Below are 24,480 nucleotides of genomic sequence, written 5' to 3'. Positions count from 1 at the left end.
GTCACGAACCGAGGGCGGCACCCGTACCGGGTGCCGCCCTCGTGTGTCCGACTGCCCTGCGAGAGGCGTACGACCGCTCAGTGGCCCGCGGACGACTGCGACGCCGAGTCGCTCGGGGTGGAGCCGGTGGTCGCGCCGCCGGTGGCGTTGCCGGCCGCGTCGTCGGTGGCGTTGCCGGTGGCGGTGTCGGTCGCCGACGGGGTGGCGCCGTTCTTCGAGGAATTGTGGTGCGCCGCACCGGAAGCGGTCCCGCCCGGCGCCGCGCTGGTGGTGGCCGAGGCGGTCGGGACCTCGCTCGGGCCCCAGCCGGTGAAGTAGCTGGTGGCCGGGACCACGAAGGCGCGCAGGTTCACCGGACCGGTCTGGCTGAAGGTGAAGGTCACCTTCTGCGCGTTGCCGTCCAGGACCGCCTCACGGCCGCTGGCGATCACTGCGGAGGCGTTGTCCTTGCCGCCGATGATCAGCGAGCCGTGGGCCGGGACGGTCAGGCTCTGGCCCTTGGCGGCGGTCAGCTTGACGGGCTGGCTGCTGCCCGCGACGGAGATCGACTGCAGGGTCTGGTCCGTCTTGCCCGTGTTGAAGACGGTCCCGGAGATGACGGCCGGGCCGGACGCCTTCAGATCGGGTTGCGTGACGATCGTGGCGTTCTGGATCTTGATGTCGCCGACGCTGGTCGCCGCGTTGTCCGGCTTGATCTCCAGGGTCTGGGAGTTGTTGCCGGCGCCGCAGGCGGCGAGCGAGGCGATCGAGAAGACGATGGCGGACGCGGCGAGGGCGCCGCGTCGAAGGCTGCTGCTCACGGCGGCGGCAACTCCTTGAACGCAGGGGCGGCTCTCTGATAAAGCCGCCCTAAGTGTCTGTCAGCGGGCTTAGGTTACCGAGCCGTTCCCGCGCGGCCGCACCCGACCCTCCCCCAAGCGCCCGGCTTCCCACCGGGTGGGGGTACCCCGGCCCGGACAAGTGACCCGCGAGTCACTTTGGCGAGCTGCTCGTCCGCCATTCACATAACGCGCTCGCAACGCCGCCGTCCGCATCCTCACAACATGCCGCGAAAATTTTCCGTGAAGGAATGCACGGCCGCCCCGGATATTGATCATCCACTGCCCTTCGGGGCTCCTGTGATCAATTCCGGATTCGCCTCACAGCCGACTCCTGCCACCGAACGGAGTAGCGGAAGTCGTACACTTGGAAGTGGACAAATCGGGACGTTCAACCTCTTGGAGGCGGCTCGGTGAGGTTGTACCGTACGCGTTTCGCCTCGCCCGAAGAGCCGCTCCGACCTGCGAATACCTCTCGCCTCTCAGCCGGGGGAGCGCCCTCGCAGCACGTTCCTGTTGCTGTTGTCAAGCCCCGAGATATGCCCTGACCTGCGAAAACGCCATTCAGAAGACGCCGTATCCGTGTTACCCTGGATAGCCACGGAAGGGGTACCTGTCACATGACGTTCAAGGTTGGCGACACCGTGGTCTATCCCCATCACGGGGCCGCGCTGATCGAGGCCATCGAAACTCGCCAGATCAAAGGCGTGGACAAGACCTACTTGGTGCTGAAGGTCGCCCAGGGTGACCTGACGGTGCGTGTGCCAGCGGACAATGCTGAGTTCGTGGGTGTGCGTGATGTGGTCGGTCAGGACGGGCTGGACCGGGTCTTCGAGGTGCTGCGCGCGCCGTATGCCGAGGAGCCCACGAACTGGTCGCGTCGCTACAAGGCAAACCTGGAAAAGCTCGCCTCCGGCGATGTCATCAAGGTCGCGGAAGTCGTGCGTGACCTGTGGCGCCGTGAGCGTGAGCGCGGACTGTCCGCCGGTGAGAAGCGCATGCTCGCCAAGGCTCGCCAGATCCTGGTGAGCGAGCTCGCTCTCGCGGAGAACACGAACGAGGACAAGGCCGAGGCCCTGCTCGACGAGGTGCTCGCCTCCTGACGCGTCACAGGTGGCATCCGCTGCCCTCAGTACGCTCAGCACAGTGAAAAATGCCGCGGTGCCCGATGACACTTACCCTGTCGCCGGGCGCTGCGGCATGTTCGTCCCCGGAGAGAATCCGGTCGGCGGGATGCCGCCGTAACGCCTGCCGTTCACCTCGGAGGAAACCCCCCGATACTTGGTGTGCCGGGCCCGGGCAGATGGCTCGACCAGGGTCACGGAAGGGTCCGGTCAAGGCTTCGCGCCCGGCACTCCTCCAGGCCATACCCACCTAGGTCGAGCACACAAACCTGACAGGAACCGATGTCTGACGATTCGCGCCGTTCACCCGCGCAGATCCCCGTCGCCGCCGTGATTCCCGCCGCCGGCCGGGGCGTACGCCTCGGCCCGGGCGCCCCCAAGGCGCTCCGCGCGCTGAGCGGCACGCCCATGCTGGTCCACGCGGTCCGCGCCCTCGCCGCGTCCCGCCATGTCTCCCTGGTGATCGTCGTCGCCCCGCCGGACGGCGCGGGCGAGGTCAAGTCCCTGCTCGACGCGCACGCGCTGCCCGGGGGTACCCCCAGCGGTAGCTGGGGGAGCACCGACTTCCTGGTCGTCCCCGGCGGGGACAGCCGCCAGGAGTCGGTCCGGCTCGGCCTCGACGCCCTGCCGCCCGAGTACGGCGTCGTCCTCGTCCATGACGCGGCCCGCCCGCTGGTCCCCGTCGACACCGTCGACGCGGTCATCGAGGCCGTACGCGACGGCGCGCCCGCCGTGGTCCCCGCGCTTCCGCTGGCCGACACCGTCAAGGAGGTCGAGCCCGCGACCGTCCCCGGCGAGCCCGAGCCGGTCGTCGCCACGCCCGTGCGGGCCCGGCTGCGCGCGGTGCAGACGCCCCAGGGCTTCGACCGGCAGACCCTGGTCCGCGCCCACGAGACCGTCACCGAGGACGTCACCGACGACGCGAGCATGGTCGAACAGCTCGGCCTGCGGGTCGTCACCGTCCCCGGCCACGAGGAGGCCTTCAAGGTCACCCGCCCCCTCGACCTGGTCCTCGCCGAGGCGGTCCTGGCCCGCAGGAGGCTGAACGATGGCTTCTGACGCATCCGGTCTCCGGCTGCCGCCGGGCGGCCTCGTGCTGCCGCAGGTGGGCATCGGCACCGACATCCACGCCTTCGAGGAAGGCCGCGAGCTGTGGTGCGCCGGCCTGAAGTGGGAGGGCGAGGGACCGGGCCTGGCCGGGCACTCCGACGCCGACGTCGTCGCCCACGCCGCCTGCAACGCTCTCTTCTCCGCCGCCGGGCTCGGCGACCTCGGACAGCACTTCGGCACCGGACGCCCCGAGTGGTCGGGCGCCTCCGGCGTCACCCTGCTCACCGAGGCCGCCCGGATCGTCCGCGAGGCCGGGTTCACCATCGGCAACATCGCCGTCCAGGTCGTCGGCCCCCGCCCGAAGATCGGCAAGCGCCGCGACGAGGCGCAGAAGATCCTCTCCGAAGCGGCCGGCGCGCCCGTGTCCGTCTCGGGCGCGACCACGGACGGGCTCGGCTTCCCGGGGCGCGAGGAGGGTCTGATGGCGGTGGCCACGGCGCTCGTGGTGCGGGTGGGCTGAGGGCGTGCGAGGGTACCCGCAGAGTCACCGCTGACCGAGGTCCCCGGAGGTACCCATGCCCGCCGCCCTGTCCGACCGGCTCAAGTCCCTGCTCGACGGCCCGGTGTTCATCGTCGTGGGCACGCTCCAGCCCGACGGCAGTCCGCAGCTGTCCCCGGTGTGGGTGAAACGGGACGGCGACCGGATCCTGTTCTCGACGACCGCCGACCGGCGCAAGAAGAAGAACCTGGACCGCGATCCCCGGGTGACGGTCGTCGTCATGAACCCCGAGCTGCCCTACGAGTACGCCGAGATCCGCGGCACCGCCGAGATGACCACGGAGGGCGGCGAGGAACTGATCGACGAATTGAGCCTCAAGTACACGGGCAAGAAATACGCGGACTTCAATCCGGCTTCGGCCCAGGACGCGCAGCGCGTGGTCGTGCGGATCACTCCGGGCAAGGTGGTCGGGGCGCTGTGAGGCCGGCCCGGACGGCACGAATGCGGGGGCATTGCGGGTAAGGGCGCGAGGCACTGTCCGGCGCCCACTACCCTGGAGTGGTGACCATTCGCCTGTACGACACCAGCGCCCGGCAGATCCGTGACTTCGCCCCGCTCCAGCCGGGTTGTGTCTCGATCTACCTGTGTGGCGCCACCGTGCAGGCGGCACCCCACATCGGGCACATCCGCTCGGGACTCAACTTCGACATCATGCGCCGCTGGTTCCAGTACCGCGGCTACGAGGTGACGTTCATCAGGAACGTCACCGACATCGACGACAAGATCATCGCCAAGGCCCGCGAGCAGAAGCGGCCCTGGTGGTCGATCGGGTACGAGAACGAGCGCGCCTTCAACGACGGTTACCAGGCACTCGGCTGCCTGCCGCCGACCTACGAGCCGCGCGCCACCGGCCATGTGCCCGAGATGGTCGAGATGATGCAGGGCCTGATCGAGCGCGGCCACGCCTACGAGGCCGAGGGCAACGTCTACTTCGACGTACGGTCCTTCCCGCGGTACCTGGAGCTGTCCCGGCAGGAGCTGGACAACCTGCTGCAGCCGTCCGGCGAGGGCGAGACCGGCAAGCGGGACCCGCGCGACTTCGCGATGTGGAAGTCCGCCAAGCCCGGCGAGCCGACCTGGCCGACGCCCTGGGGGCCCGGCCGTCCCGGCTGGCACCTGGAGTGCTCGGCGATGGCGCACAAGTACCTCGGCACCGCCTTCGACATCCACGGCGGCGGCCTCGACCTGATCTTCCCGCACCACGAGAACGAGATCGCCCAGGCCAAGGCCTACGGCGACGAGTTCGCCCAGTACTGGGTGCACAACGCCTGGGTCACCATGGCCGGCGACAAGATGTCCAAGTCGCTCGGCAACAGCGTCCTGGTCTCCGAGATGGTCAAGCAATGGCGCCCGGTCGTGCTGCGCTACTACCTCGGCACCCCGCACTACCGCTCCATGATCGAGTACAGCGAGGAGTCGCTGCGCGAGGCCGAGTCGGCGTTCGCCCGGATCGAGGGCTTCGTACAGCGCGTGGTGGAGCTGGCCGGGGGAGTCGTGGAGCCCTCTCCCGAGGTCCCGCCCGCCTTCGCCGAGGCGATGGACGACGACCTGAGCGTGCCGCAGGCGCTCGCCATCGTGCACACCACCGTCCGGCAGGGGAACAGCGCGCTGGCCGCCGACGACAAGGAGGCCGCCGTCGCCCGCCTCGCCGAGGTGCGGGCCATGCTCGGCGTCCTCGGCCTCGACCCGCTCGACCCGCACTGGGCCGGCGAGTCCGACCAGGGCGAAGACCTGCACGGTGTGGTCGACAACCTCGTACGGCTCGTCCTGGACCAGCGCGAGTCCGCCCGCAGCCGCAAGGACTGGGCCACGGCCGACGCCATCCGGGACCAGCTGGGCCGGTCCGGACTCGTCATCGAGGACAGCCCGCAGGGCCCGCGCTGGAGCCTCGGCCGCTAGCCACCTGCTTGATCGACTGTGCCGCCCGGCCCTCCGGGCGGCACACTGCATAAGACGTACGTACGAAAGCTTCACCCGAGAGAGCAGAGACAGGTAACTCATGGCCGCGAACAACCGCCGCATGTCCGGCAAGAAGGGCGCGCAGGTCGGCAGTGGCGGCCAGCGGCGCAAGGGCCTGGAGGGCAAGGGTCCGACCCCGCCCGCCGAGATGCGCAAGGGCCACAAGAAGAACCGCGTCGCCAACGCCAAGGCGAAGCAGTCCGTGCGCCGGCCGGTGGCCAGGGGCCGGGGCGGCAAGTCGTCCTCCGAGCTGGTCGTCGGCCGTAACCCGGTGGTGGAGGCGCTCCGCGAGGGCGTCCCCGCCTCGACCCTCTACGTCCAGCAGTTCATCGACAACGACGAGCGCGTCCGCGAGGCGCTTCAGCTCGTCGCCGACCGCGGCGGCATGAACCTCATGGAGGCCCCGCGCCCCGAGCTGGACCGCATGACGAACGGCCTGAACCACCAGGGCCTGGTCCTGCAGGTCCCGCCGTACGAGTACGCGCACCCGGAGGACCTCACCGCGGCCGCCTACGACGACGGCGAGGACCCGCTGATCGTCGCGCTCGACGGCGTCACCGACCCGCGCAACCTCGGCGCCGTCGTCCGCTCCGTCTCCGCCTTCGGCGGCCACGGCGTGGTCGTGCCCGAGCGCCGCTCGGCCGGCATGACCGCCGGCGCCTGGAAGACCTCCGCCGGTGCGGCCGCCCGCACGCCGGTCGCCCGTGCCACCAACCTCACCCGGGCCCTGGAGGCCTACAAGAAGGCCGGCATCACGATCGTCGGCCTCGCCGCCGACGGTGAGGTCGAGCTCCGCGACCTGGCGGCCCTGGGGGGCCCCGTGGTCATCGTGGTCGGCAGCGAGGGCAAGGGCCTGTCCCGCCTGGTCGGAGAGACCTGCGACCACCGGGTGCGGATCCCCATGCCCGGTGGCGCGGAGTCCTTGAACGCGGGTGTGGCGGCGGGGATCGTGCTGTATGAGGCGGCAAGCCGGCGGAGCTGACGGCGGTCCGCGCTGGCGGGGTGGAGTCCGCCGGCCGGAGGCCGGCGCGGCCGTCCGCAGCAGCGCAGCGTGCAAGGGCGGCGGACAAGAGGGGCGCTGCGACCACCGGGTGCGGATCCCCGTGCCGGGTGGCGCGGAGTCCTTGAACGCGGGTGTGGCGGCGGGGATCGTGCTGTATGAGGCGGCGCGCCGACGGGTCTGAACAAGCGTCCGCAACCTCACTCGTACGGGGTAATTTCGCCGCCCTGGGCGGCTTTGACGCGGTCTGGACACTTCCACCCGTTCAGACGCAGTGTCCTAACTCCAGGTCACTCGGTTAGATGAGTGTGGACACCAGAACACCCCGCACACCCACGGGGGACCGCTCGTCGGGATACGACGACGCTCCCGCGCTGAGCATGGTGAAGGTGCCGAGCGATCCGGCGCAGGTCATCGTCAGTCACGTCAGCTTCCGCGTGCAGCTGGGCGCGTCGGCGAAGCGCAGCCAATCCCCGCGGATCGCCCGGCACCTGAGCGCCACCCAGAACGCCGCCCGCATGCCGGTCGTGGGCACGGCGGGCCGGGCCGCCGCCGCCGCGCCCGGCCGCCGCCGCCCGGTCGTGTGGAGCGGCAAGTCCGCCCCCGACGACACTGGCGCGCACCGGCTGCTCCAGGCCGTGCGGGGCAGCAGCGTCCGGCACGCCGAGGAGCCTGCCGAGTCCGGCGCCACTCAGGTCATCCCACGGGTCGGGACCGGCTACGCGGACGCCTACGGCGACCTCGACCAGACCGTCGAGACCCCCGTCGTCGGCCACCAGCGCACCGCGCCCGACGACGGCACCCGACTCCTGCCCCACATGCGCACGGTCGACAGCGTCTACGACGAACCGGCCTACGGCGACGACGAGTTCACGAACGACGAGTTCACGAACGACGAGTTCGCCGACGACGAGTTCGCGGACGACGAGTTCGACGACTACGAGGACGCGTCGGGCGAACGCCCCGCCAGGCGCCACGGCGACGACCCGGCCAGGCACGCCTACTTCCCGGGCCGCCGCATGAACCTGGGCGTCGTCCTGCTCCCCCTGCGCATCTTCCTCGGCTTCATCTCCATCTACGCCGGCATGGGCAAGCTGTGCGACCCCGTCTACTTCGACGGCGGCAAGCGCGGCTCCATGGTCACGTGGCTCAACACCCTGCACCCCTGGGAAGTCGCCGAGCCCCTGCGCCTGTTCGCCCTGCACCACCCGGTCGGCTCCGGCCTGGTCATCGCCTTCTTCCAGGTGGTCGTGGGCGTCCTGACCGTGCTCGGCTGCTGGCAGCGTGTCGCCGCCGTGGTCGGCGCCCTGCTCTCCGCTGCCCTGATCGTCACCGTCAGCTGGAAGACGGTCCCCGCCTACGACGCCCCCGACATCATCTACCTCGCCGCCTGGTCCCCGCTGATCATCGCCGGTGCCCCCGTCTACTCGATCGACGGCCGCCTCGCCGGCAGCGCCTGGCGCCGGCTCGGCCCCCGCTCCGACATCTGGGAGCTGCGCCGCTACGTCCTGCGCCGCGGCGCCCTCGTCACGGCTGTCACCGTCGGCCTCACCCTGCTCGCCGGCTCGCTGCTCGGCGGCGCCGTACGCGACTCCAGCCGTGTGGTCGTCCCCGGCCCCGGTGAGGCCCCCCGCAACAACCTGCCGGGCTCCTCGCTGCCCCAGGAGCCCGGCCAGGGGCACCGGAAGACGCCGTCGGCCTCCGCCTCACCCACGGGCGGTGCCACGGCCGGTGCGAGTCCCTCCGGGGCGGTCGCGACCCCGGGTGCGAGCCGCAGTGCCGGCGCCACCACCACGACGCCCACGCAGACCCAGGGCACCACGGGCCAGGTTCCGTCCCGCCCGTCGTCCCCGACGGGCGGCGCCCCGAGCACGACGGCGGGTCCGACAAGCACCGGTGGTACGACGACGGGCGGCACGTCGTCCGGCGGCACCAGCTCCTCCTCCGGCCAGCCGGGCTTGGTGGGCGGCCTGCTGGGCTAGCGCCGGGAAGACTCAAAGGGCCCCGTACTACCGAAGGTACGGGGCCCTTTGATGTGCGCAGGCGATGTGCGGAGCGGTGCTGGTCAGCGACCCAGCGCGGACAGTTCCTTGGCCGCCTCGGTCAGATCCTTGGCCGTGTCGATGGCTCGCCAGTAAGCACCCTGCGGAATGGGGAACCCGGCCAGCTTCCGCTCCCGGGCCAGCCGGGGAAACGTGGTCCGCTCATGATCCCCGCGCTCGGGCAGCATCGTGCCGAACTCGGGCGAGAAGACGTACACGCCGGCGTTGATCTCGAACGTCGACGGCGGAGCCTCGATGAAGTCGGTGATGTGCCCGAACCCGTCGGTCTTCACGGCACCCCAGGGAATGCGCGGCCTGGCCAGTGCCAAGGTCGCGACGGCGCCACGCTCGGTGTGGAAGTCGGCCATGTCCCGCAGGGAGAAGCGGGTCCAGATGTCGCCGTTGGTGGCGTACCAGGGCCGGTCCGGGTGGGGGAGATGCGTGGCGGCGTACTTGAGGCCGCCGCCGCGGCCGAGGGGCTCCGTCTCCACCACGGTGGTGACGGACACGGGCAGGTCGGCCGAGTCCAGCCACTTCTGCAGAACCTCGGCGAGGTGGCCGCACGAGACCACCACGTCCGTCACGCCCTCTTCGGCGAGCCAGGCCAGCTGGTGGCCGATGATCGGAGTTCCCGTACCGGGGATCTCGACCATCGGCTTGGGCCGGTCGTCGGTGTAGGGACGCAGCCGTGAGCCCTGGCCACCGGCCAGGACAACGGCTTGAGTGGGGCGCGACGCGGCGTTCGGATGGGTCATGCCCCGAACTGTACGTGGCGCCCCGGCCGGGATTCCGACCGCAACAGACTCCTCAAGCAGCCGTTACCTGCGTCCCCGCCGCCGTTCAGCTGTGCGCGGCCAGGACGCCGCTGGCGAAGGCGGTGTCGCAGACCGGGCGGGCGTACGACTGCGCGCGCGTGGGGCCGTAGATGCGCACCGCTGCCCTGCCCAGGGCGCGGGCGATGGAGGAGCAGTGCTTGGCCAGCGAGGGGTGCCCGTTGACGGCCTGCTGGAGGTGGGTGAGGACCACCCCCGGGTTCTTGTCCTGCAGCTCGGTCATCAGCTGGTCGCGGAGCACGTCCTGCGGGGCGCGTGAGACCGCGTCGGTGGGGACCTCCGCCGAGGAGACGTCCGAGGCGGTGAGCACCGAGGAAGGGCTCCCCGTCCAGTTGACCCGGGTGACCGCGAGGGTTCCGGAGAGCACCAGGAAGACGGGCAGGACGAGGGCGAGAGTGCGGCCGATGTGGCGGGCAGGGCCGCCCCGGTGGCCGCGTCGCGTCTGAGGGTTGGTGGAGTGCTTCACGCGTGTGAGGGTAGCGCCCGGTGATGATTTGGCGACATTTAGTCACCCTTATGGGGGATGAGAACGCGCTTCTTTCTGGGTAAAGGGTTGACGTGCGACGCCCGAAATGATCGCTCTGCCGGGGTATATCTCGGCAGCGAAAGGGGCCCCGCGGCAGTTCGCGGGGCCCTTTCGTCAACCTCGGCGCATACGCGCTGCTCAGCTGGTCAGTCGGAGAGTCGCTCGCCCGTGGAGGTCGAGAACACGTGGGTCTCGCCCGGACGGGGCACGACGTGCAGCGTGGCGCCCTTCTCCGGCACCTGGCGCCCGTTGACACGGACGACCAGGTCCTTGACCTCGCCGCTGACCTCGGCGGTGCCGTAGACGTAGCCGTCGGCGCCCAGTTCCTCGACCACGTTCACGGAGACGGCGAGACCGGCCGGGGCGTCCTCGGAGTCCTTGGACAGGGAGGTGGCGGCGCCGCCGCCCAGCTCGACCACGTCGAAGTGCTCGGGCCGGACACCTACGGTCACCGTGCGGTCACCCTTGTCGGCGGCGGCCGTCAGGGCGTCCCGGTTGACGGGGACGACGCTGTTGCCGAACTTCACACCGCCGTCGGTGATCGGGACCTCGACCAGGTTCATGGCGGGCGAGCCGATGAAGCCGGCGACGAAGAGGTTCGCGGGCTTGTCGTACATGTTGCGAGGCGAGTCGACCTGCTGGAGGAGGCCGTCCTTGAGCACGGCCACCCGGTCGCCCATCGTCATGGCCTCGACCTGGTCGTGGGTGACGTAGACGGTGGTGATGCCGAGACGGCGCTGCAGGGACGCGATCTGCGTACGCGTCGACACACGGAGCTTGGCGTCCAGGTTGGACAGCGGCTCGTCCATGAGGAAGACCTGCGGCTCACGGACGATGGCGCGGCCCATGGCGACACGCTGGCGCTGACCGCCGGAGAGCGCCTTCGGCTTGCGGTCCAGGTACTCGGTGAGGTCGAGGATCTTCGCGGCCTCCTCGACCTTCTGCCGGATCTCCGCCTTGTTGACGCCGGCGATCTTGAGCGCGAAGCCCATGTTGTCGGCGACCGACATGTGCGGGTAGAGCGCGTAGTTCTGGAACACCATGGCGATGTCCCGGTCCTTGGGCGGCAGGTGCGTGACGTCGCGGTCACCGATGCGGATGACGCCGCCGTTGACGTCCTCCAGCCCCGCGAGCATCCGGAGCGAGGTGGACTTTCCGCACCCCGACGGGCCGACCAGGACGAGGAACTCGCCGTCCTCGATCGCGATGTCGAGAGCGTCGACGGCGGGCTTCGTGGAACCCGGGTAGATCCGGGTCGCCTTGTCGAACGTGACAGTGGCCATGATGAATGGGCCCCCTTCTACCGGCAGGAACGTGCCGGACGATCCGTTGTAGGAAGGTGGTTGGTGTAGTCCACATGAGTGAACTGGCTCAGGACGGTACCTGGCGTTCACTCGGTCTGTCAGTACCCGGACCACTGTGAACTTCGCGGAAATTTTCGACGGGGCCGCGTCGGGACGTGGGTACACTGCACAGGCACGTGCGCGGTACGCGCGCAGGCCTCCTTAGCTCAGCTGGTCAGAGCGCCGCTCTTGTAAAGCGAAGGTCGTCGGTTCGAATCCGACAGGGGGCTCGGCAGGACGAAGGCCACCCGCGCTCCAGGGCGCGGGTGGCCTTCTCCGTATCTCCGCAGGCCGGGCCGGATCGGGGCAGGCCGGGCCGGGTCAGGCGGACTGCAGCAGGGTCCGCAGCACCTGCCGCAGCGTCCCTTCGGGATCCGGCACCGCTCCCGTCGCCCGCCAGGCCACGAATCCGTCCGGCCGTACCAGGACCGCGCCGTCGGCGGTGGTGCCGTGGAGCCGGGCCCAGTCGCTGTCCTCGGTGTCGTACATCAGGTCCGCGTCGGCGCCCGGGCCGATCCGGTACGCGTCGAGCCGTACTCCCTCCGCGTCGGCGACGCGGCGGGCCGCCTCGTGCCAGCCCGCGTCGTCCGGGGCGTCGGCGAGCAGGACCAGGGAGCGTTCGTACAGGTCGAGGGTGGACAGGCGCTGTGCGGCGCGGCGCAGCCACAGGTGCGGGGCGCGGGTGCCGGGCTGTCCGGTCAGGTCCAGGCCGTCGGGTACGACGGGCTGCTCGGGGCCGGTGCCGAGGGCGGCGCCGTGGGGGTAGCGGTAGCCGAGGACGACGTTGAGGATGCCGCCGCGTTTGCCGATGCCGACACCGGGGGCGGGGGCGAAGCCGGGGTGGCTGTGCTCGACGGAGCGGGCGGAGGCGCGGGCGCTGGTGGCGAGGGCGACCGGGCGGCGTTCGGTGTCGTAGGTCTCCAGCAGGCCGGGTCCGGCCCAGCCGTCGAGCACGGCGGCCAGCTTCCAGGCCAGGTTGTGGGCGTCCTGGATGCCCGTGTTGGAACCGAAGGCGCCGGTCGGGGACATCTCGTGGGCGGAGTCGCCGGCGAGGAAGACCCGGCCGGACGCATAGCGGTCGGCGACCCGTTCGGCCGCTCGCCAGGACGCCTTTCCGGTGATTTTCACGTCGAGATCGGGGACGCCCACGGCCCGGCTGATGTGGCGCCGGAGACGCTCCTCGGTGAACTCCTCCAGCGTTTCGCCGTGCTCGGGGTGCCAGGGGGCGTGGAAGACCCAGCGCTCCTTGTTGTCGACGGGCAGCAGGGCGCCGTCGGCGTCCGGGTGGGTGAGGTAGCAGCAGATGAAGCGGCGGTCACCGACGACCTCGGCGAGAGAGGCGGAGCGGAAGGTGACGCTGACGTTCGCGAAGAGGTCGCCGGGGCCCGTCTGGCCGATGCCGAGTGCGTGCCGGACGGGACTGCGGGGGCCGTCGGCCGCGACCAGGTAGTCCGCGCGGACGGTGTACCGCTCCTCGGTGGCGCGGTCCAGGACGGTCGCCGTCACTCCGTCGGCGTCCTGTTCGAAGGACTCCATCTGGTGGAAGTAACGGAGGTCGCCGCCGAGTTCCCGGGCGCTGTCCAGGAGGACGGGTTCGAGGTCGTTCTGGCTGCACAGGCACCAGGCGGTGGGGCTGAACCGGGCGAGTCCGCCGCCCGGGTCGATGTTCTTGAACAGCCATTCGCCGGCGTCGCCGGCGAGTGTCGGCGTCTGCAGGATGCCGTGGTTGTCCGCGAGGAGTGAGGCTGCCGCCTTGATGTCCGGCTCGATGCCGGCCACTCGGAACAGTTCCATCGTCCGGACGTTGTTGCCTCGGCCACGCGGGTGGATCGAGGTCCCGGAGTGCCGCTCGACCAGCATGTGGCGCACACCGAGACGGCCCAGGAACACGGACATGGACAGCCCCACCAGAGAGCCGCCCACGATGAGGACGGGGACCCGGTGGTCGGCTTTTTGATGCATCGAAGCCTCCAGAGGCAGGGGTGCGCGTATGAGGCGCCTGTGAGTTCTCATGCCCGGTGGCGGTGGCGCCGCGTGCCCAATCACCCGCGTGGTTCATACGAGTCGCGGGCTTGTGGGGACCGGCACAGGATCAAGGAACGCTGCCGTCGCGTCCCCCGCGGCGGGCGTCGGCCTCTGCCCCGCGAAGGAGATGTGTGCAGGATGACCACGACGTCTGAACGTCTTTCAGAAACGACACGCGAGGTGTCGAAGCGTGTCTCCCAGTCCGTGTTCGACGGCTCCCGGCTCCGGGTCGTCCTTCTGGTCGATGTCTACGACGGCGCACAGCAGCAGTTCCTCGAGGCGTACGAGCAGCTGTGCAACCAGGTTGCGTCCGTGCCGGGCCATGTCAGCGACCAACTCTGCCAGTCCATCGAGAATCCGTCCCAATGGCTCATCACGAGTGAGTGGGAGAGTGCCCCGCCGTTCCTCACCTGGGTGAACAGCGAGGAGCACGTGCGGATGGTGCAGCCGCTGCACAGCTGCGTCCGTGACACCCGGTCGCTGCGCTTCCACATCGTGCGCGAGACCGGCGGCGCCGCCGGGCAGAAGCAGTCGGCGGAGCGCAGGCTGCAGGCCCACCCGCGCATCGGCGACGGGGTGATCCGGCACGCGCTGACCTTCACGGTCAAGCCGGGCAGCGAGGAGAAGGTCGCGAAGATCCTCGCGGACTACGCCTCGCCCGATGCCCGGGTGGACGACACCACACGGCTGTGCCGGACCTCGCTGTTCATGCACGGCAACCGGGTGGTGCGGGCGATCGAGGTACGGGGCGACCTGCTCGCGGCGCTGCGGCACGTGGCCCGGCAGCCGGAGGTGCGGGCGGTCGAGGAGGCGATCAATCCGTATCTGGAGCAGGACCGGGATCTCGACGACCAGGACTCGGCCCGGATGTTCTTCACCCGGGCGGCGCTGCCGGCCGTGCACCACGTGAGTGCTCAGGACCGGCCGGAGGGGAAGCGGCAGGCGCTGTGCTACCAGGCCCGGCCCGGCGGCGGGATGAGGCTTGCCGAGCTGATCGCCCAGGCCGACTCCGCGGCCGCGGACGATCCGGCGAGCCCGGTGCTGCGCAGCACGGTCTTCCAGCGGGACGACGTCGTGGTGCGGCTGGTCGACCTGCGCGGCGACCGGGACGCCGACGAGCTGCCGCGGGACTCCCGGGTGGCCGCCGAGGTGCGGGAGCTGCTCGACGCCGAGGCCGCCCGTATGGACCTGATCACCGACCGCCACGCGCCGGACGCCTGATCCGGCGGCCGGGTCCCCCCGGCGCCGGGCGCCGACGCAGACACCCAACGGAGGAAACGTTGTCCATCAAACCCCGTCCCAAAATCGTGGACCTCAGTGAGGTCGAGCCCAACGTCCGGCGAGGTGGCGACCTGCGCGCCATGCTCACCCCGGCCACGGTCGGCTCCACCAGCGGCTTCATGGGCGTGGCCATCGTGCAGCCCGGTGACCGCATCGGTGAGCACTATCACCCGTACTCCGAGGAGTTCGTCTACGTCGTCTGCGGGCAGCTGGAGGTGGACCTGGACGACGAGCCGCACACGCTGCGGCCCGAGCAGGGCCTGATGATCCCGGCCCACATGCGGCACCGTTTCCGCAACGTCGGCAAGGTGGAGGCGCGGATCGTCTTCCACCTGGGTCCGCTGGCCCCGCGGCCTCAGCTGGGCCATGTCGACACCGAGGAGACGGAGGTCATCGGGGCCGCCGCGGTGGTCACCGAGCCCGCCGAGGCGGGTGCCGTGCACGCGGCCGACCGGGGTCGGGTCAGCTCATGACCCGGCGCGTGGCGATCACTGGCATAGGCATCGTTGCTCCGGGCGGCATCGGCGTACCGGCATTCTGGGATCTGCTAGCCGACGGCCGGACCGCGACGCGGGGCATAACCTTCTTCGATCCCACGGGGTTGCGTTCGCAGATCGCTGCCGAGTGCGACTTCGACCCGGCGGCGCTCGGCCTGGACGCGGACCAGGTCGCCCGGGCGGACCGCTACATTCAGTTCGCCCTGGTCGCCGGCCAGGAGGCCGTCCGGGACTCGGGTCTCGACCTGGCCCGGGAGGATCCCTGGCGGATCGGGGTCTCGGTGGGCACCGCGGTCGGTGGCACCACCCGCCTGGAGCACGACTACGTCCTGGTCAGCCACCGTGGGCAGCGCTGGGACGTCGACCATCAGGAGGCGGACGCCCATCTGCACCGGGCGTTCTCGCCGAGCACGGTCGCCTCGGCGGTGGCGGAACGATTCGGCGCCCAGGGTCCGGTGCAGACCGTCTCCACGGGCTGCACCTCGGGCCTGGACGCGGTCGGATACGCCTTCCACACCGTCGAGGAGGGCCGCGCCGACATCTGCATAGCGGGCGCGTCGGACTCGCCGATCTCCCCGATCACCATGGCGTGCTTCGACGCGATCAAGGCCACCTCCCCGAACAACGACGACCCGGCACACGCCTCCCGGCCCTTCGACAACCACCGTGACGGCTTCGTCATGGGCGAGGGCGGTGCGGTGCTCGTCCTGGAGGAGCTGGAACACGCGCGGGCCCGAGGCGCGCACGTGTACTGCGAGCTGGGCGGCTACGCCACCTTCGGCAACGCCTACCACATGACCGGCCTGACCAGCGAGGGCCTGGAGATGGCCCGGGCGATCGAGACCGCACTCGACCACGCCCGGCTCGACCCCACAGCGATCGACTACGTCAACGCCCACGGCTCCGGCACCCGGCAGAACGACCGCCACGAGACGGCGGCCGTGAAGCGGGCGCTCGGCCACCACGCCTACGACACCCCCATGAGCTCCATCAAGTCGATGGTGGGTCATTCCCTCGGGGCGATCGGGGCGATCGAGGTGGTCGCCTGCGTGCTGGCCCTCGCCAAGCAGGTCGTACCCCCGACCGCGAACTACGAGACCCCCGACCCCGAGTGCGACCTGGACTACGTCCCGCGCGTCGCCCGCGAACGGAAGCTGACCAGCGTCCTGTCCGTGGGCAGCGGGTTCGGGGGCTTCCAGTCCGCGGTGGTCCTGACCAGAACGAGGGACCGGACGAGGGAGAGGACACGATGAGCGAACCGCATGACCGGCGCGCGGCCGTCACCGGGATCGGGGTGGTCGCGCCCAACGGCACCAGCACCGACACCTTCTGGAAGGCCACCCAGGAAGGCCTCAGCGTCCTCGACAGGATCACTCGCGAGGGCTGTGAGCACCTTCCGATGAAGGTGGCCGGTGAAGTCCGCGCCTTCGATCCGGCGGTGACGATCGAGGAGCGGTTCCTCGTCCAGACCGACCGGTTCACGCACTTCGCCATGGCCGCGGCCGACTTCGCCCTGGAGGACGCCCGGCTCGGGCAGGCCGACACCTCCGGGCAGCCGTACTCCATCGGTGTGGTCACCGCCGCCGGGTCCGGCGGCGGTGAGTTCGGCCAGCGCGAGCTGCAGCGGTTGTGGGGCAAGGGCAGCCGGTTCGTCGGCCCGTACCAGTCCATCGCCTGGTTCTACGCCGCGAGCACCGGCCAGATCTCCATCCGCCGCGGGTTCAAGGGCCCCTGCTCGGTCGTCGCCTCCGACGAGGCCGGCGGCCTGGACGCCCTCGCGCACGCGGCACGGGCGGTGCGGCGCGGCACCGACGTGATCGTGGCGGGTTCCACCGAGGCGCCGCTGGCGCCGTACTCGATGGTCTGCCAGCTCGGTTACGAGGAGCTGAGCCGGGTGGCCGACCCGTCCCGCGCCTATCGCCCGTTCACGGATGCCGCCTGCGGTTTCGTGCCGGGCGAGGGCGGCGCGATGCTCGTGGTGGAGGCGGAGCCGGCCGCCCGCGAGCGTGGCGCCGACGTCCGGGCCTTCGTCGCCGGGCACGCGGCCACCTTCACCGGTGCCTCCCGCTGGGCGGAGTCCCGGGACGGTCTCGCCCATGCCATCCGGCAGGCACTGGACGAGGCCGGCTGTGCTCCGGAGGAGGTCGACGTCGTCTTCGCCGACGCCCTCGGGGTGCCGGAGGCGGACCGTGCCGAGGCTCTCGCGCTCGCCGACGCCCTCGGCGCGCACGGAGCCCGGGTGCCGGTCACGGCGCCGAAGACCGGAATCGGACGGGGTTACTGCGCGGCGCCCGTGCTGGACACCGCGGCGGCCGTGCTCTCGCTGGAGCACGGACTGATCCCGCCCACCCCGAACGTCTTCGACGTCTGCCACGACCTCGACCTCGTGACCGGCCGCGCTCGCGTTGCCGAGCTGCGTACGGCGCTGGTGCTCAGCCGCGGACTCATGGGGTCGAACTCGGCGCTCGTGCTCCGGCACGGCGCCGTCAACGCCTAGGAGTACAGGAGGGAATCACATGACCGCACAGATCACCGTGGAAGAACTGGCCGCGCTGATGAAGAAGGCGGCCGGGGTCACCGTCGCCCCGGACGCGCTGATGGAGCGGGGCGAGTCCGGCTTCGACGCGCTCGGCGTCGACTCGCTCGGCCTGCTCGGCATCGTGGGCGAGCTGGAGAACACGCACGGCACCCCGATGCCGCCCGACGCGGAGCGCTGCAAGACGCCCCGGCAGTTCCTCGACCTCGTCAACAGCACTCTGATGGCAGGAGCCTGAGATGGCAGGACACACGCAGAACGAGATCACCATCGCCGCACCGCTGGACCTGGTCTGGGACATGACCAACGACCTGGAGCACTGGCCCCAGCTGTTCAGCGAGTACGCGTCCGTCGAGATCCTCTCCCGGGAGGGGAAGAAGACGACGTTCAGGCTGACCATGCACCCGGACGACAACGGCACCGTCTGGAGCTGGGTCTCCGAGCGCGAGCCCGACCGCGACACCCTCACCGTGAAGGCCCGCCGCGTCGAGACCGGTCCCTTCGCCCACATGGACATCCACTGGCGGTACGAGGAGGTGCCCGCCGGTACCCGGATGGTCTGGACACAGGACTTCGCGATGAAGCCGGAGGCCCCGGTCGACGACGACTGGATGACCGACAACATCAACCGGAACTCCAAGGTCCAGATGGACCTCATCCGGGACAAGATCGAGAAGGCCGCCGCCGGACACCGGCCGGCCCCGGCCCTGGCCGACTGAACCGGACGGAGGAGCAACCCCCATGCATCAGGCTTTGATCGTCGCCCGGATGGCCCCGGGCTCCGCCCCGGACATCGCCAAGGTGTTCGAGGACTCCGACCGCGGAGAGCTGCCCCACCTCGTCGGTGTCGTGCGGCGCAGCCTCTTCCAGTTCGGCGACGTGTACATGCACCTCATCGAGTCCGAGCGCGAGCCGGGACCCGCCATCGCCAAGGTGACGAGCCACCCCGAGTTCCGGGACGTCAGCGAGCGCCTGTCCGCGTACGTCAGCGCGTACGACCCGGAGACCTGGAGGTCCCCCAAGGACGCGATGGCACAGCGCTTCTACCTCTGGGAGCGCGACTGAGCCGTACGGCCCCTCCGGACGGCCACCGGCCGCCGGGCCCGCAGCGTCGCGGGCCCGGCGGCCGGTGCTCTGTGCCCGGATGTCCCCGTCAGCCGGGCACGTGGCACTCGAAGGCGTGCAGGTACGGGTTGACCGGCCGGATGCCGTCCACCGTGAGGCCCGCCGCGGTCAGCCTGCCCACCATGCTGTCGGTGGTGTGCTTGGCCCCGCCGACATTGAGGAGCAGCAGCAGGTCCATGGCGGTGCTGAAGCGCATCGAGGGGGTGTCGTCCACCAGGTTCTCGATGACGACGACCCGGGTGCCGGGGCCGCCCGCCTCGACGACGTTGCGCAGCAACCGGGCCGTGCTCTCGTCGTCCCACTCCAGGATGTTCTTGATGATGTAGACGTCGGCCTGGACCGGGACGGCCTCCCGGACGTCGCCGGGCACGATCCGCGCGCGATGCGCGAGGTCGCCGCCCTCGCGCAGCCGCGGCAGGGCGTTCTCGACCACCCGGGGCAGGTCGAGCAGAGCGCCGTGCATGGCCGGGTACTTGTCCAGCAGGCAGGCCACCACGTGCCCCTGGCCGCCGCCGAGGTCCGCGACCGAGGTGCTCCCGGACAGGTCCAGCAGGGCCGCCACCTCCCGCGCCGACTGCTCGCTGGAGCGGGTCATCGCGCGGTTGAAGACGTCCGCGGACTCCGGAGCGTCCTCGTTGAGGTAGGCGAAGAACTCCTTGCCGTAGAGGTCCTCCACGACGTTCCTGCCGGTGCGCACCGCCTCGTCGAGCAGGGGCCAGGCGTCCCAGGTCCAGGGTTCGGTGCACCACAGGGCGATGGCGCGCAGGCTGTTCGGGTCGTCCTCGCGCAGCAGCCGTGACATGTCGGTGTGCGCGAACGTGCCGTCCGGCTGCTCGGCGAAGACGCCGTAGCAGGACAGGGCGCGCAGCAGCCGGCGCAGCGGCTTCGGTTCGGTCTTCACCGCGGCCGCGAGGTCCTCGACGGCCATCGGGGTGTCCTCGACGGCGTCGGCGACGCCCAGCCGGGCGGCCGCCCGGACGGCGGCGGCACAGGCCGCGCCGAACACGAGTTCGCGCAGCCGCATGGGTGGCGGTGGGGCTGTTTCAGCGGACGTCATCTGCCGCCCTCTCTCTTTCGTCGGCCTTCGTCGGTCCAGCAGCGGCAGCGGTCGGGCGGTCAGCACAGACCCGCGGGCTGGGAGGCCCGGCAGGAGTTGCGCTGGAAGCTGTTGTCCTTGCCCGTGTCCGTGTTCACCAGGTCCGCCGGGGAGTTGCTCTGCAGCGCGTTCGCTTCGATCGTGTTCTTGTCGCTGGTCACGCCCACGAAGCTCTTGAACAGAACGATGCCGCCCGACAGCGGCGACTTGCCGGAGTTGCCCGTGACCTTGTTCCCGGTCACCCGGGTGTTCTCGGTGCCCGTCAGGACGATCCCGGAGCCCTGGAGCGCGGGCAGCCGATCGGTCTTCGGGCAGGACTTGTTGTTCTGGGTGATGCGGTTGTAGGCGACGGTCAGGTCGCCGGCCTTGGGCTTGTTCTCGTCGCCGACGACGAACACCCCGGCGCAGTTGCCCGTCACGTAGTTGCTCGCGACGGCGAGGTTGCGCAGCCGCCGCACGGTGACGCCGATCCGGTTGCCCTCGACCCGGTTCCGCTCGACCAGCGTCCGGCCGGCGTCCGCGGCGCCCGCCTCCTCCGTGATGGTGTTGGCGAGGAAGATGCCCGCGTCACCGTTGTCACGCGCGTAGTTCTGCAGGAGGCGAGCCTGTACCGACCGCTCCTGGGCGATGCCCCACACCGCGTTCTTGACGGCGTACACCCGGCGCACGGTCATGCCGTCCGTCGCCATGCCGAACACACCCGCCCGGGTGAAGCCGGTCACGGTCAGGTCCTCGACGGTGACGCCCTCGACGTTCTTGGTCTTGGTGCCCACCACACAGATGCCGTTGCCGCCGTCGGTGCAGCTGTTCGCGGTCTTCGCGGCGGCCTTCTTGCCGACGGGTTTGATCACCGTCTGCTCGCCCACGCCCCGCAGGGTCACCCGGGGTGTGCTGATCTTGACGCTCTCGTGATAGGTGCCGCCGAGCACGAGGACGGTGTCTCCGGCCTGTGCGGCGTCCACCGCCTTCTGGATCGATTCGCCCGGGTGGACCAGCAGGGTCTTGTGGGCGGCGGCCGCGGGGGCCATGCCCAGTCCGGTGCCGACGAGCGCGGCGGTGCACGCGAGATATGCGATGTGACATCTCTTCATATCGGGTACGGTATGGCCGATTTATCCCGTGGTGGGCCGGATACGCCGTCCGGCGGCGTGTCAGCCCCCGCGCAGCGCCCGCCCGATCTCCAGCTGCACATCCGCCAACGGGCACCCGGCCGCGTTGTCTTCGAGCTCCCACAGACAGTTCTGCAGCACCCGCCCCAGCGTCCACGCCCGCGCCCGCTCCCGGTCCAGGCCCAGCGCGTCGGTCAGCGCGTCGAAGCGCCAGCGGGTCTCGGCCGGGTCGTAGCGGTTGTCGATCGCGGGCAGCAGGTCGAAGCCGGGGTCGCCGGACAGCGGCTTGGGGTCGATGGCGAGCCAGTTCGCCCGGTCGGCCGCCAGGACGTTGTCGTAGTGCAGGTCCCAGTGCAGCAGCCGGTCGCCGGGCTCGGAGAGCACCTCGCGCACCGCGGCCGCGCAGTCCGCGACCAGCCGGCGGTCCCGCCCGTCCGGGATCCGGCCCAGCGCCCGGGGGACCTGGTCCAGCATCGCCCTCCCGATGTCGCCCAGACGGCGCATCCCCGCCGGGGCCGGCACGGACGTCAGCCGGGCCAGCAGACCGGCGACCACCAGGACCGCCTCGCGCGCGTCCGGCAGACCGGTCAGCATGCGGCTCTCGTCCAGCCGTTCGAGCAGCAGCGTGCAGGTCGGCTCGTCGTGCTCCAGCAGCCGTACGGCCCCGTCCCCGTCCCACGCCCGCAGGGCCACGGGCTCGCCCGCACTCTCCTCGTCGAGCAGCTGCAGTTTGAGCGCGGCCGGGGCGCCGTCGGCCCGGACGACCGGCAGGACCAGCGCGGCCACCCCGTGCATCGCGGGCCCGTCCACCCGCAGCCCCCAGCGTCCGAGGAACTCCTCGGCCCGCCGCGGCAGGTCCGCGACGAACGCCCGCCCCGCGTCCCCGTTGAATTTCTCCTGAGAAGCGGCCAGCTCGCCGGGCACCTCGATCACCTTGCCGACCATACTGACGTCTGTGAACCGGGTCATCCGATTTCGGCGTGGGCTCCGGGCGGCCGCGGCCTACGTCCGCAGCGCCCCGGGCACCTACGTCTGGCTGCTGATCCTGTTCGTCACCACGGTCGCCCTGCACCACATGTCGCCCGAGTTCGAGCAGCACTTCCTGCGCCGGCGGTCGACCAACATCCACGAGCTGTCGCAGAACCCCGTGCGGGTGCTGATCACCAGCGCGATGTGGATCGACGGCGGGCACTGGGTGCCGTACGCCGTGCTGTACACCGTCTTCCACGCCCAGGCCGAACGCTGGCTCGGCACGCTGCGCTGGCTCGCGGTGTGCGTGGCCGCGCACGTGCTCGCCACGCTGATCAGCGAGCTGGCCCTGCTGAAGGCGATCCACGACGGCCACGCCCCGCAGTCCGCGGTCAACACCCTCGACATCGGGGTCAGTTACGCGCTGGCCGGCGTCATGGCCGTGCTCACCTACCGGATGGCGCCGCCCTGGCGGTACCTGTACGCGGCGGTCCTGCTCACGTTCTACGCCGTCCCGCTCGCCGGCAGCCGCACCTTCACCGACTTCGGGCACCTCCTGTCCGTACTGATCGGGCTCGGCTGGTATCCGCTGGTCAGAGGCCGCGGAAAAGCATGGAATCCGAAGGAGACACTGGCTGCGCTGTGGGTTAACGTCCGCGCATGAGCAGCTCGGCAAGCAGTGCCGTCAACGGCGGCATCTCCTTCTGGTACGCGGACGACGGCCTCCCGGCGGTGCGGGAGCCGCTGCCCGGGGACGCGTCCGCCGACGTCGTCATCGTCGGCGGCGGCTACACGGGACTGTGGACGGCGTACTACCTGAAGAAGGCCGCCCCCTTCCTCCGCATCACCGTCCTGGAGCAGAAGTTCTGCGGCTACGGCGCCTCAGGACGCAACGGCGGCTGGCTGTACAACGGCATCGCGGGCCGCGACCGGTACGCGAAGCTGCACGGCCACGAGGCCGCCGTACGCCTGCAGAAGGCCATGAACGACACCGTGGCCGAGGTCGTCGCGGTCACCGAGGCGGAGGGCATCGACGCCGACGTGCACCGGGGCGGGGTGCTGGAAGTGGCGACCACGCCCGCCCAGTTGGCCCGGCTGAAGGCGTTCCACGAGCACGAGCTGTCGTACGGCGAGAAGGACCGCGAGCTGTACGGTGCCCGGCAGACCGCCGAGCGGATCAGGGTGGCCGGCGCGGTGGGCTCGACCTGGACCCCGCACGGCGCCCGGCTGCACCCGGTGAAGCTGGTCAAGGGACTCGCGGCGGCCGTGGAGGCGCTCGGTGTGACCATCCACGAGTCGACACCGGTGACCGAGATCCGCCCCAAGCACGCCGTGACCCCCTACGGCACGGTCCGCGCCCCCTACATCCTGCGCTGCACGGAGGGCTTCACCGCCTCCCTGAAGGGCCAGCGGCGCACCTGGCTGCCGATGAACTCCTCGATGATCGCCACCGAGCCGCTCACCGAGGAACAGTGGGCGGCCATCGGCTGGGACGGCCTGGAGACGCTCGGCGACATGGCGCACGCCTACATGTACGCGCAGCGCACGGCCGACGGACGGATCGCGCTCGGCGGGCGCGGGGTGCCGTACCGCTTCGGCTCGCGGACCGACAACGACGGCCGCACCCAGGAGGAGACGATCGAGGCCCTGCGGGAGATCCTGACCCGCTTCTTCCCCGCCCTCGCGGGCGTGCGCGTCGAGCACGCCTGGTCCGGCGTCCTCGGCGTGCCGCGCGACTGGTGCGCCACCGTCACCCTCGACCGGGCCACCGGCCTCGGCTGGGCGGGCGGTTATGTCGGCTCGGGCGTCGCCACCACCAACCTGGCCGCCCGCACCCTGCGCGACCTCGTCCAGCAGGACTCCGGCCAGGCCGGCCGCACCGGGCTGACGGACCTGCCCTGGGTGAACCACAAGGTCCGCAAGTGGGAGCCGGAACCCTTCCGCTGGCTGGGCGTCCAGGGCATGTACGCCACCTACCGCGCCGCGGACCGGCGCGAACTCCTCCACCCGAGCACGGAGTCCTCACGGCTTGCCCGGGTCGCGGACCGGGTCGCCGGGCGCCACTGAGACGAACGGGTGACGGGGGAGGGCGGCCGCTGGCTACCCTCCCCTCATGATTCGCGCCGCGGCCCCCGCCGACGTACCCGTCATCCACACCCTGGTCCGTGAGCTGGCCGAGTACGAGAAGGCCCCGCAGGAGGCACGGGCGAGCGAGGAGCAGCTGCACGAGGCGCTGTTCGGGGAACGGCCGGCGGCGTTCGCGCACCTGGCCGTGGACGACGAGACCGGGGAACCGGCCGGGTTCGCGCTGTGGTTCCTCAGCTTCTCCACCTGGCGCGGAGTGCAGGGCGTCTACCTGGTGGACCTGTACGTCCGGCCGTCCGCCCGCGGCGCCGGTCACGGCCGGGCGCTGCTGACCGAGCTGGCGCGCATCTGCGTACGGCGCGGCTACGAGCGCCTGGAGTGGGCGGTGCTCGACTGGAACCGGCCGGCGATCGGCTTCTACGAGGCCCTCGGGGCGCGCCCGCAGGACGAGTGGACGGTGTACCGGCTCACCGACGGGCCGCTGGCCGAGCTGGGCCGGTCGG

General features: G+C 70.8%; 25 protein-coding genes, 1 tRNA gene and 1 pseudogene. 19 read left to right on the top strand and 8 right to left on the bottom strand.

Annotated elements, in window-relative coordinates:
- Positions 1–77: 77 nt before the first annotated feature.
- Positions 78–800, bottom strand: coding sequence for a DUF461 domain-containing protein (locus ACIRU3_RS16530; RefSeq protein ID WP_404056731.1), 723 nt, complete (start codon positions 798–800; stop codon positions 78–80).
- A 638-nt stretch (positions 801–1,438) separates the two neighbouring features.
- On the opposite strand from ACIRU3_RS16530, the gene ACIRU3_RS16525 reads away from it, so the two are divergent.
- The 8 genes and pseudogenes from ACIRU3_RS16525 (at position 1,439) to ACIRU3_RS16490 (ending at position 8,492) form a co-directional block, all read left to right on the top strand.
- Positions 1,439–1,921 carry a CarD family transcriptional regulator gene (locus tag ACIRU3_RS16525; protein WP_003953493.1) on the top strand — a complete coding sequence of 161 codons (483 nt, stop codon included), beginning with the start codon at positions 1,439–1,441 and terminating at the stop codon, positions 1,919–1,921.
- A gap of 303 nt (positions 1,922–2,224) precedes the next feature.
- A complete protein-coding gene (gene ispD, locus ACIRU3_RS16520) occupies positions 2,225–3,001 on the top strand; it encodes a 2-C-methyl-D-erythritol 4-phosphate cytidylyltransferase (RefSeq protein WP_404056729.1) in 777 nt (258 codons plus the stop codon).
- Positions 2,991–3,512, top strand: coding sequence for a 2-C-methyl-D-erythritol 2,4-cyclodiphosphate synthase (gene ispF / locus ACIRU3_RS16515; RefSeq protein WP_404056727.1), 522 nt, complete (start codon positions 2,991–2,993; stop codon positions 3,510–3,512). Before ispD ends, ispF begins: the two co-directional genes overlap by 11 nt.
- Positions 3,513–3,567: 55 nt before the next feature.
- Positions 3,568–3,972 carry a PPOX class F420-dependent oxidoreductase gene (locus ACIRU3_RS16510; protein WP_404056725.1) on the top strand — a complete coding sequence of 135 codons (405 nt, stop codon included), beginning with the start codon at positions 3,568–3,570 and terminating at the stop codon, positions 3,970–3,972.
- 80 nt (positions 3,973–4,052) lie between these two features.
- The gene (gene cysS / locus ACIRU3_RS16505) at positions 4,053–5,450 is read left to right on the top strand and encodes a cysteine--tRNA ligase (protein WP_404056723.1); all 1,398 of its coding nucleotides are present in this window, start codon (positions 4,053–4,055) and stop codon (positions 5,448–5,450) included.
- A gap of 100 nt (positions 5,451–5,550) precedes the next feature.
- A complete protein-coding gene (rlmB, locus tag ACIRU3_RS16500; RefSeq protein WP_404056721.1) occupies positions 5,551–6,492 on the top strand; it encodes a 23S rRNA (guanosine(2251)-2'-O)-methyltransferase RlmB in 942 nt (313 codons plus the stop codon).
- Between the two features lie 106 nt (positions 6,493–6,598).
- Positions 6,599–6,694: pseudogene (locus ACIRU3_RS16495) on the top strand (tRNA (guanine-N2)-dimethyltransferase); the annotation flags it as partial.
- A 118-nt stretch (positions 6,695–6,812) separates the two neighbouring features.
- Entirely contained in the window at positions 6,813–8,492 is a 1,680-nt protein-coding gene (locus ACIRU3_RS16490; RefSeq protein ID WP_404056719.1) for a DoxX family membrane protein, read from the top strand.
- Positions 8,493–8,575: 83 nt separating this feature from the next.
- Here ACIRU3_RS16490 and ACIRU3_RS16485 read toward each other — a convergent pair whose 3' ends face one another.
- From ACIRU3_RS16485 to ACIRU3_RS16475, 3 genes are all read right to left on the bottom strand, one after another.
- Positions 8,576–9,307: an NDP-sugar synthase gene (locus tag ACIRU3_RS16485; RefSeq protein WP_404056717.1), complete on the bottom strand. Its 732-nt coding sequence runs from the start codon at positions 9,305–9,307 to the stop codon at positions 8,576–8,578.
- An 85-nt stretch (positions 9,308–9,392) separates the two neighbouring features.
- On the bottom strand, positions 9,393–9,851 hold the full coding sequence (locus ACIRU3_RS16480) for a hypothetical protein (protein ID WP_404056715.1): 459 nt from the start codon (positions 9,849–9,851) through the stop codon (positions 9,393–9,395).
- A 206-nt stretch (positions 9,852–10,057) separates the two neighbouring features.
- The gene (locus tag ACIRU3_RS16475; protein ID WP_404056713.1) at positions 10,058–11,194 is read right to left on the bottom strand and encodes an ABC transporter ATP-binding protein; all 1,137 of its coding nucleotides are present in this window, start codon (positions 11,192–11,194) and stop codon (positions 10,058–10,060) included.
- A 216-nt stretch (positions 11,195–11,410) separates the two neighbouring features.
- Here ACIRU3_RS16475 and ACIRU3_RS16470 point away from each other — a divergent pair.
- A tRNA-Thr gene (locus ACIRU3_RS16470) sits at positions 11,411–11,484 on the top strand.
- Between the two features lie 91 nt (positions 11,485–11,575).
- Here ACIRU3_RS16470 and ACIRU3_RS16465 read toward each other — a convergent pair.
- The gene (locus tag ACIRU3_RS16465; RefSeq protein WP_404056711.1) at positions 11,576–13,216 is read right to left on the bottom strand and encodes an FAD-dependent oxidoreductase; all 1,641 of its coding nucleotides are present in this window, start codon (positions 13,214–13,216) and stop codon (positions 11,576–11,578) included.
- 201 nt (positions 13,217–13,417) lie between these two features.
- Between ACIRU3_RS16465 and ACIRU3_RS16460 the strand changes: the two genes are divergently transcribed.
- From ACIRU3_RS16460 to ACIRU3_RS16430, 7 genes are all read left to right on the top strand, one after another.
- Entirely contained in the window at positions 13,418–14,500 is a 1,083-nt protein-coding gene (locus tag ACIRU3_RS16460; RefSeq protein ID WP_404056709.1) for a SchA/CurD-like domain-containing protein, read from the top strand.
- An 86-nt stretch (positions 14,501–14,586) separates the two neighbouring features.
- Positions 14,587–15,033: a cupin domain-containing protein gene (locus ACIRU3_RS16455; protein WP_404056930.1), complete on the top strand. Its 447-nt coding sequence runs from the start codon at positions 14,587–14,589 to the stop codon at positions 15,031–15,033.
- Complete coding sequence (locus ACIRU3_RS16450) at positions 15,030–16,310, top strand: beta-ketoacyl-[acyl-carrier-protein] synthase family protein (protein ID WP_404056707.1); 1,281 nt, start codon at positions 15,030–15,032, stop codon at positions 16,308–16,310. Before ACIRU3_RS16455 ends, ACIRU3_RS16450 begins: the two co-directional genes overlap by 4 nt.
- Entirely contained in the window at positions 16,307–17,554 is a 1,248-nt protein-coding gene (locus ACIRU3_RS16445) for a ketosynthase chain-length factor (RefSeq protein WP_404056705.1), read from the top strand. Before ACIRU3_RS16450 ends, ACIRU3_RS16445 begins: the two co-directional genes overlap by 4 nt.
- Positions 17,555–17,573: 19 nt before the next feature.
- A complete protein-coding gene (locus ACIRU3_RS16440; protein WP_404056703.1) occupies positions 17,574–17,831 on the top strand; it encodes an acyl carrier protein in 258 nt (85 codons plus the stop codon).
- 1 nt (position 17,832) lies between these two features.
- A complete protein-coding gene (locus ACIRU3_RS16435) occupies positions 17,833–18,312 on the top strand; it encodes an SRPBCC family protein (RefSeq protein ID WP_404056701.1) in 480 nt (159 codons plus the stop codon).
- A 22-nt stretch (positions 18,313–18,334) separates the two neighbouring features.
- A complete protein-coding gene (locus ACIRU3_RS16430; RefSeq protein ID WP_404056699.1) occupies positions 18,335–18,658 on the top strand; it encodes a TcmI family type II polyketide cyclase in 324 nt (107 codons plus the stop codon).
- A gap of 88 nt (positions 18,659–18,746) precedes the next feature.
- Here the strand turns inward: ACIRU3_RS16430 and ACIRU3_RS16425 are convergent, their stop codons facing one another.
- Genes ACIRU3_RS16425 through ACIRU3_RS16415 form a run of 3 tightly spaced genes read right to left on the bottom strand, consistent with a single transcriptional unit; the run spans position 18,747 to position 21,868 of the window.
- Positions 18,747–19,775: a methyltransferase gene (locus ACIRU3_RS16425; protein ID WP_404056697.1), complete on the bottom strand. Its 1,029-nt coding sequence runs from the start codon at positions 19,773–19,775 to the stop codon at positions 18,747–18,749.
- Between the two features lie 59 nt (positions 19,776–19,834).
- Positions 19,835–20,905, bottom strand: coding sequence for a nitrous oxide reductase family maturation protein NosD (locus tag ACIRU3_RS16420; protein WP_404056695.1), 1,071 nt, complete (start codon positions 20,903–20,905; stop codon positions 19,835–19,837).
- Positions 20,906–20,965: 60 nt separating this feature from the next.
- Positions 20,966–21,868, bottom strand: a complete 903-nt coding sequence (locus ACIRU3_RS16415; protein ID WP_404056928.1) for an aminoglycoside phosphotransferase family protein — start codon at positions 21,866–21,868, stop codon at positions 20,966–20,968.
- A 10-nt stretch (positions 21,869–21,878) separates the two neighbouring features.
- Here ACIRU3_RS16415 and ACIRU3_RS16410 point away from each other — a divergent pair, with 10 nt between their 5' ends.
- The 3 genes from ACIRU3_RS16410 to ACIRU3_RS16400 all read left to right on the top strand — a co-directional run.
- On the top strand, positions 21,879–22,556 hold the full coding sequence (locus tag ACIRU3_RS16410; protein ID WP_404056693.1) for a rhomboid-like protein: 678 nt from the start codon (positions 21,879–21,881) through the stop codon (positions 22,554–22,556).
- On the top strand, positions 22,553–23,959 hold the full coding sequence (locus ACIRU3_RS16405; protein ID WP_404056691.1) for an NAD(P)/FAD-dependent oxidoreductase: 1,407 nt from the start codon (positions 22,553–22,555) through the stop codon (positions 23,957–23,959). Before ACIRU3_RS16410 ends, ACIRU3_RS16405 begins: the two co-directional genes overlap by 4 nt.
- Before the next feature lie 46 nt (positions 23,960–24,005).
- Positions 24,006–24,480, top strand: a 475-nt coding sequence (locus ACIRU3_RS16400) for a GNAT family N-acetyltransferase (RefSeq protein ID WP_404056689.1), incomplete at its 3' end; no start/stop codon positions are given.

It is taken from the genome of Streptomyces sp. NPDC101151 (assembly GCF_044768335.1).
Lineage (GTDB): Bacteria > Actinomycetota > Actinomycetes > Streptomycetales > Streptomycetaceae > Streptomyces.
This window is presented reverse-complemented; position numbering and strand designations above follow the sequence as displayed.

Excerpts from the sequence above, each read along its gene's own strand:
- ACIRU3_RS16405 (WP_404056691.1), top strand. The coding sequence starts at position 22,553 with ATGAGCAGCTCGGCAAGCAGTGCCGTCAACGGCGGCATCTCCTTCTGG.
- ACIRU3_RS16415 (WP_404056928.1), bottom strand. The coding sequence starts at position 21,868 with ATGGTCGGCAAGGTGATCGAGGTGCCCGGCGAGCTGGCCGCTTCTCAG.
- ACIRU3_RS16490 (WP_404056719.1), top strand. The coding sequence starts at position 6,813 with ATGAGTGTGGACACCAGAACACCCCGCACACCCACGGGGGACCGCTCG.
- ACIRU3_RS16435 (WP_404056701.1), top strand. The coding sequence starts at position 17,833 with ATGGCAGGACACACGCAGAACGAGATCACCATCGCCGCACCGCTGGAC.
- ACIRU3_RS16510 (WP_404056725.1), top strand. The coding sequence starts at position 3,568 with ATGCCCGCCGCCCTGTCCGACCGGCTCAAGTCCCTGCTCGACGGCCCG.
- ispD (WP_404056729.1), top strand. The coding sequence starts at position 2,225 with ATGTCTGACGATTCGCGCCGTTCACCCGCGCAGATCCCCGTCGCCGCC.
- ACIRU3_RS16425 (WP_404056697.1), bottom strand. The coding sequence starts at position 19,775 with ATGACGTCCGCTGAAACAGCCCCACCGCCACCCATGCGGCTGCGCGAA.
- ACIRU3_RS16525 (WP_003953493.1), top strand. The coding sequence starts at position 1,439 with ATGACGTTCAAGGTTGGCGACACCGTGGTCTATCCCCATCACGGGGCC.
- ACIRU3_RS16475 (WP_404056713.1), bottom strand. The coding sequence starts at position 11,194 with ATGGCCACTGTCACGTTCGACAAGGCGACCCGGATCTACCCGGGTTCC.
- ACIRU3_RS16460 (WP_404056709.1), top strand. The coding sequence starts at position 13,418 with ATGACCACGACGTCTGAACGTCTTTCAGAAACGACACGCGAGGTGTCG.
- ispF (WP_404056727.1), top strand. The coding sequence starts at position 2,991 with ATGGCTTCTGACGCATCCGGTCTCCGGCTGCCGCCGGGCGGCCTCGTG.
- ACIRU3_RS16450 (WP_404056707.1), top strand. The coding sequence starts at position 15,030 with ATGACCCGGCGCGTGGCGATCACTGGCATAGGCATCGTTGCTCCGGGC.
- ACIRU3_RS16485 (WP_404056717.1), bottom strand. The coding sequence starts at position 9,307 with ATGACCCATCCGAACGCCGCGTCGCGCCCCACTCAAGCCGTTGTCCTG.
- ACIRU3_RS16420 (WP_404056695.1), bottom strand. The coding sequence starts at position 20,905 with ATGAAGAGATGTCACATCGCATATCTCGCGTGCACCGCCGCGCTCGTC.
- ACIRU3_RS16430 (WP_404056699.1), top strand. The coding sequence starts at position 18,335 with ATGCATCAGGCTTTGATCGTCGCCCGGATGGCCCCGGGCTCCGCCCCG.
- ACIRU3_RS16465 (WP_404056711.1), bottom strand. The coding sequence starts at position 13,216 with ATGCATCAAAAAGCCGACCACCGGGTCCCCGTCCTCATCGTGGGCGGC.
- rlmB (WP_404056721.1), top strand. The coding sequence starts at position 5,551 with ATGGCCGCGAACAACCGCCGCATGTCCGGCAAGAAGGGCGCGCAGGTC.
- ACIRU3_RS16445 (WP_404056705.1), top strand. The coding sequence starts at position 16,307 with ATGAGCGAACCGCATGACCGGCGCGCGGCCGTCACCGGGATCGGGGTG.
- ACIRU3_RS16440 (WP_404056703.1), top strand. The coding sequence starts at position 17,574 with ATGACCGCACAGATCACCGTGGAAGAACTGGCCGCGCTGATGAAGAAG.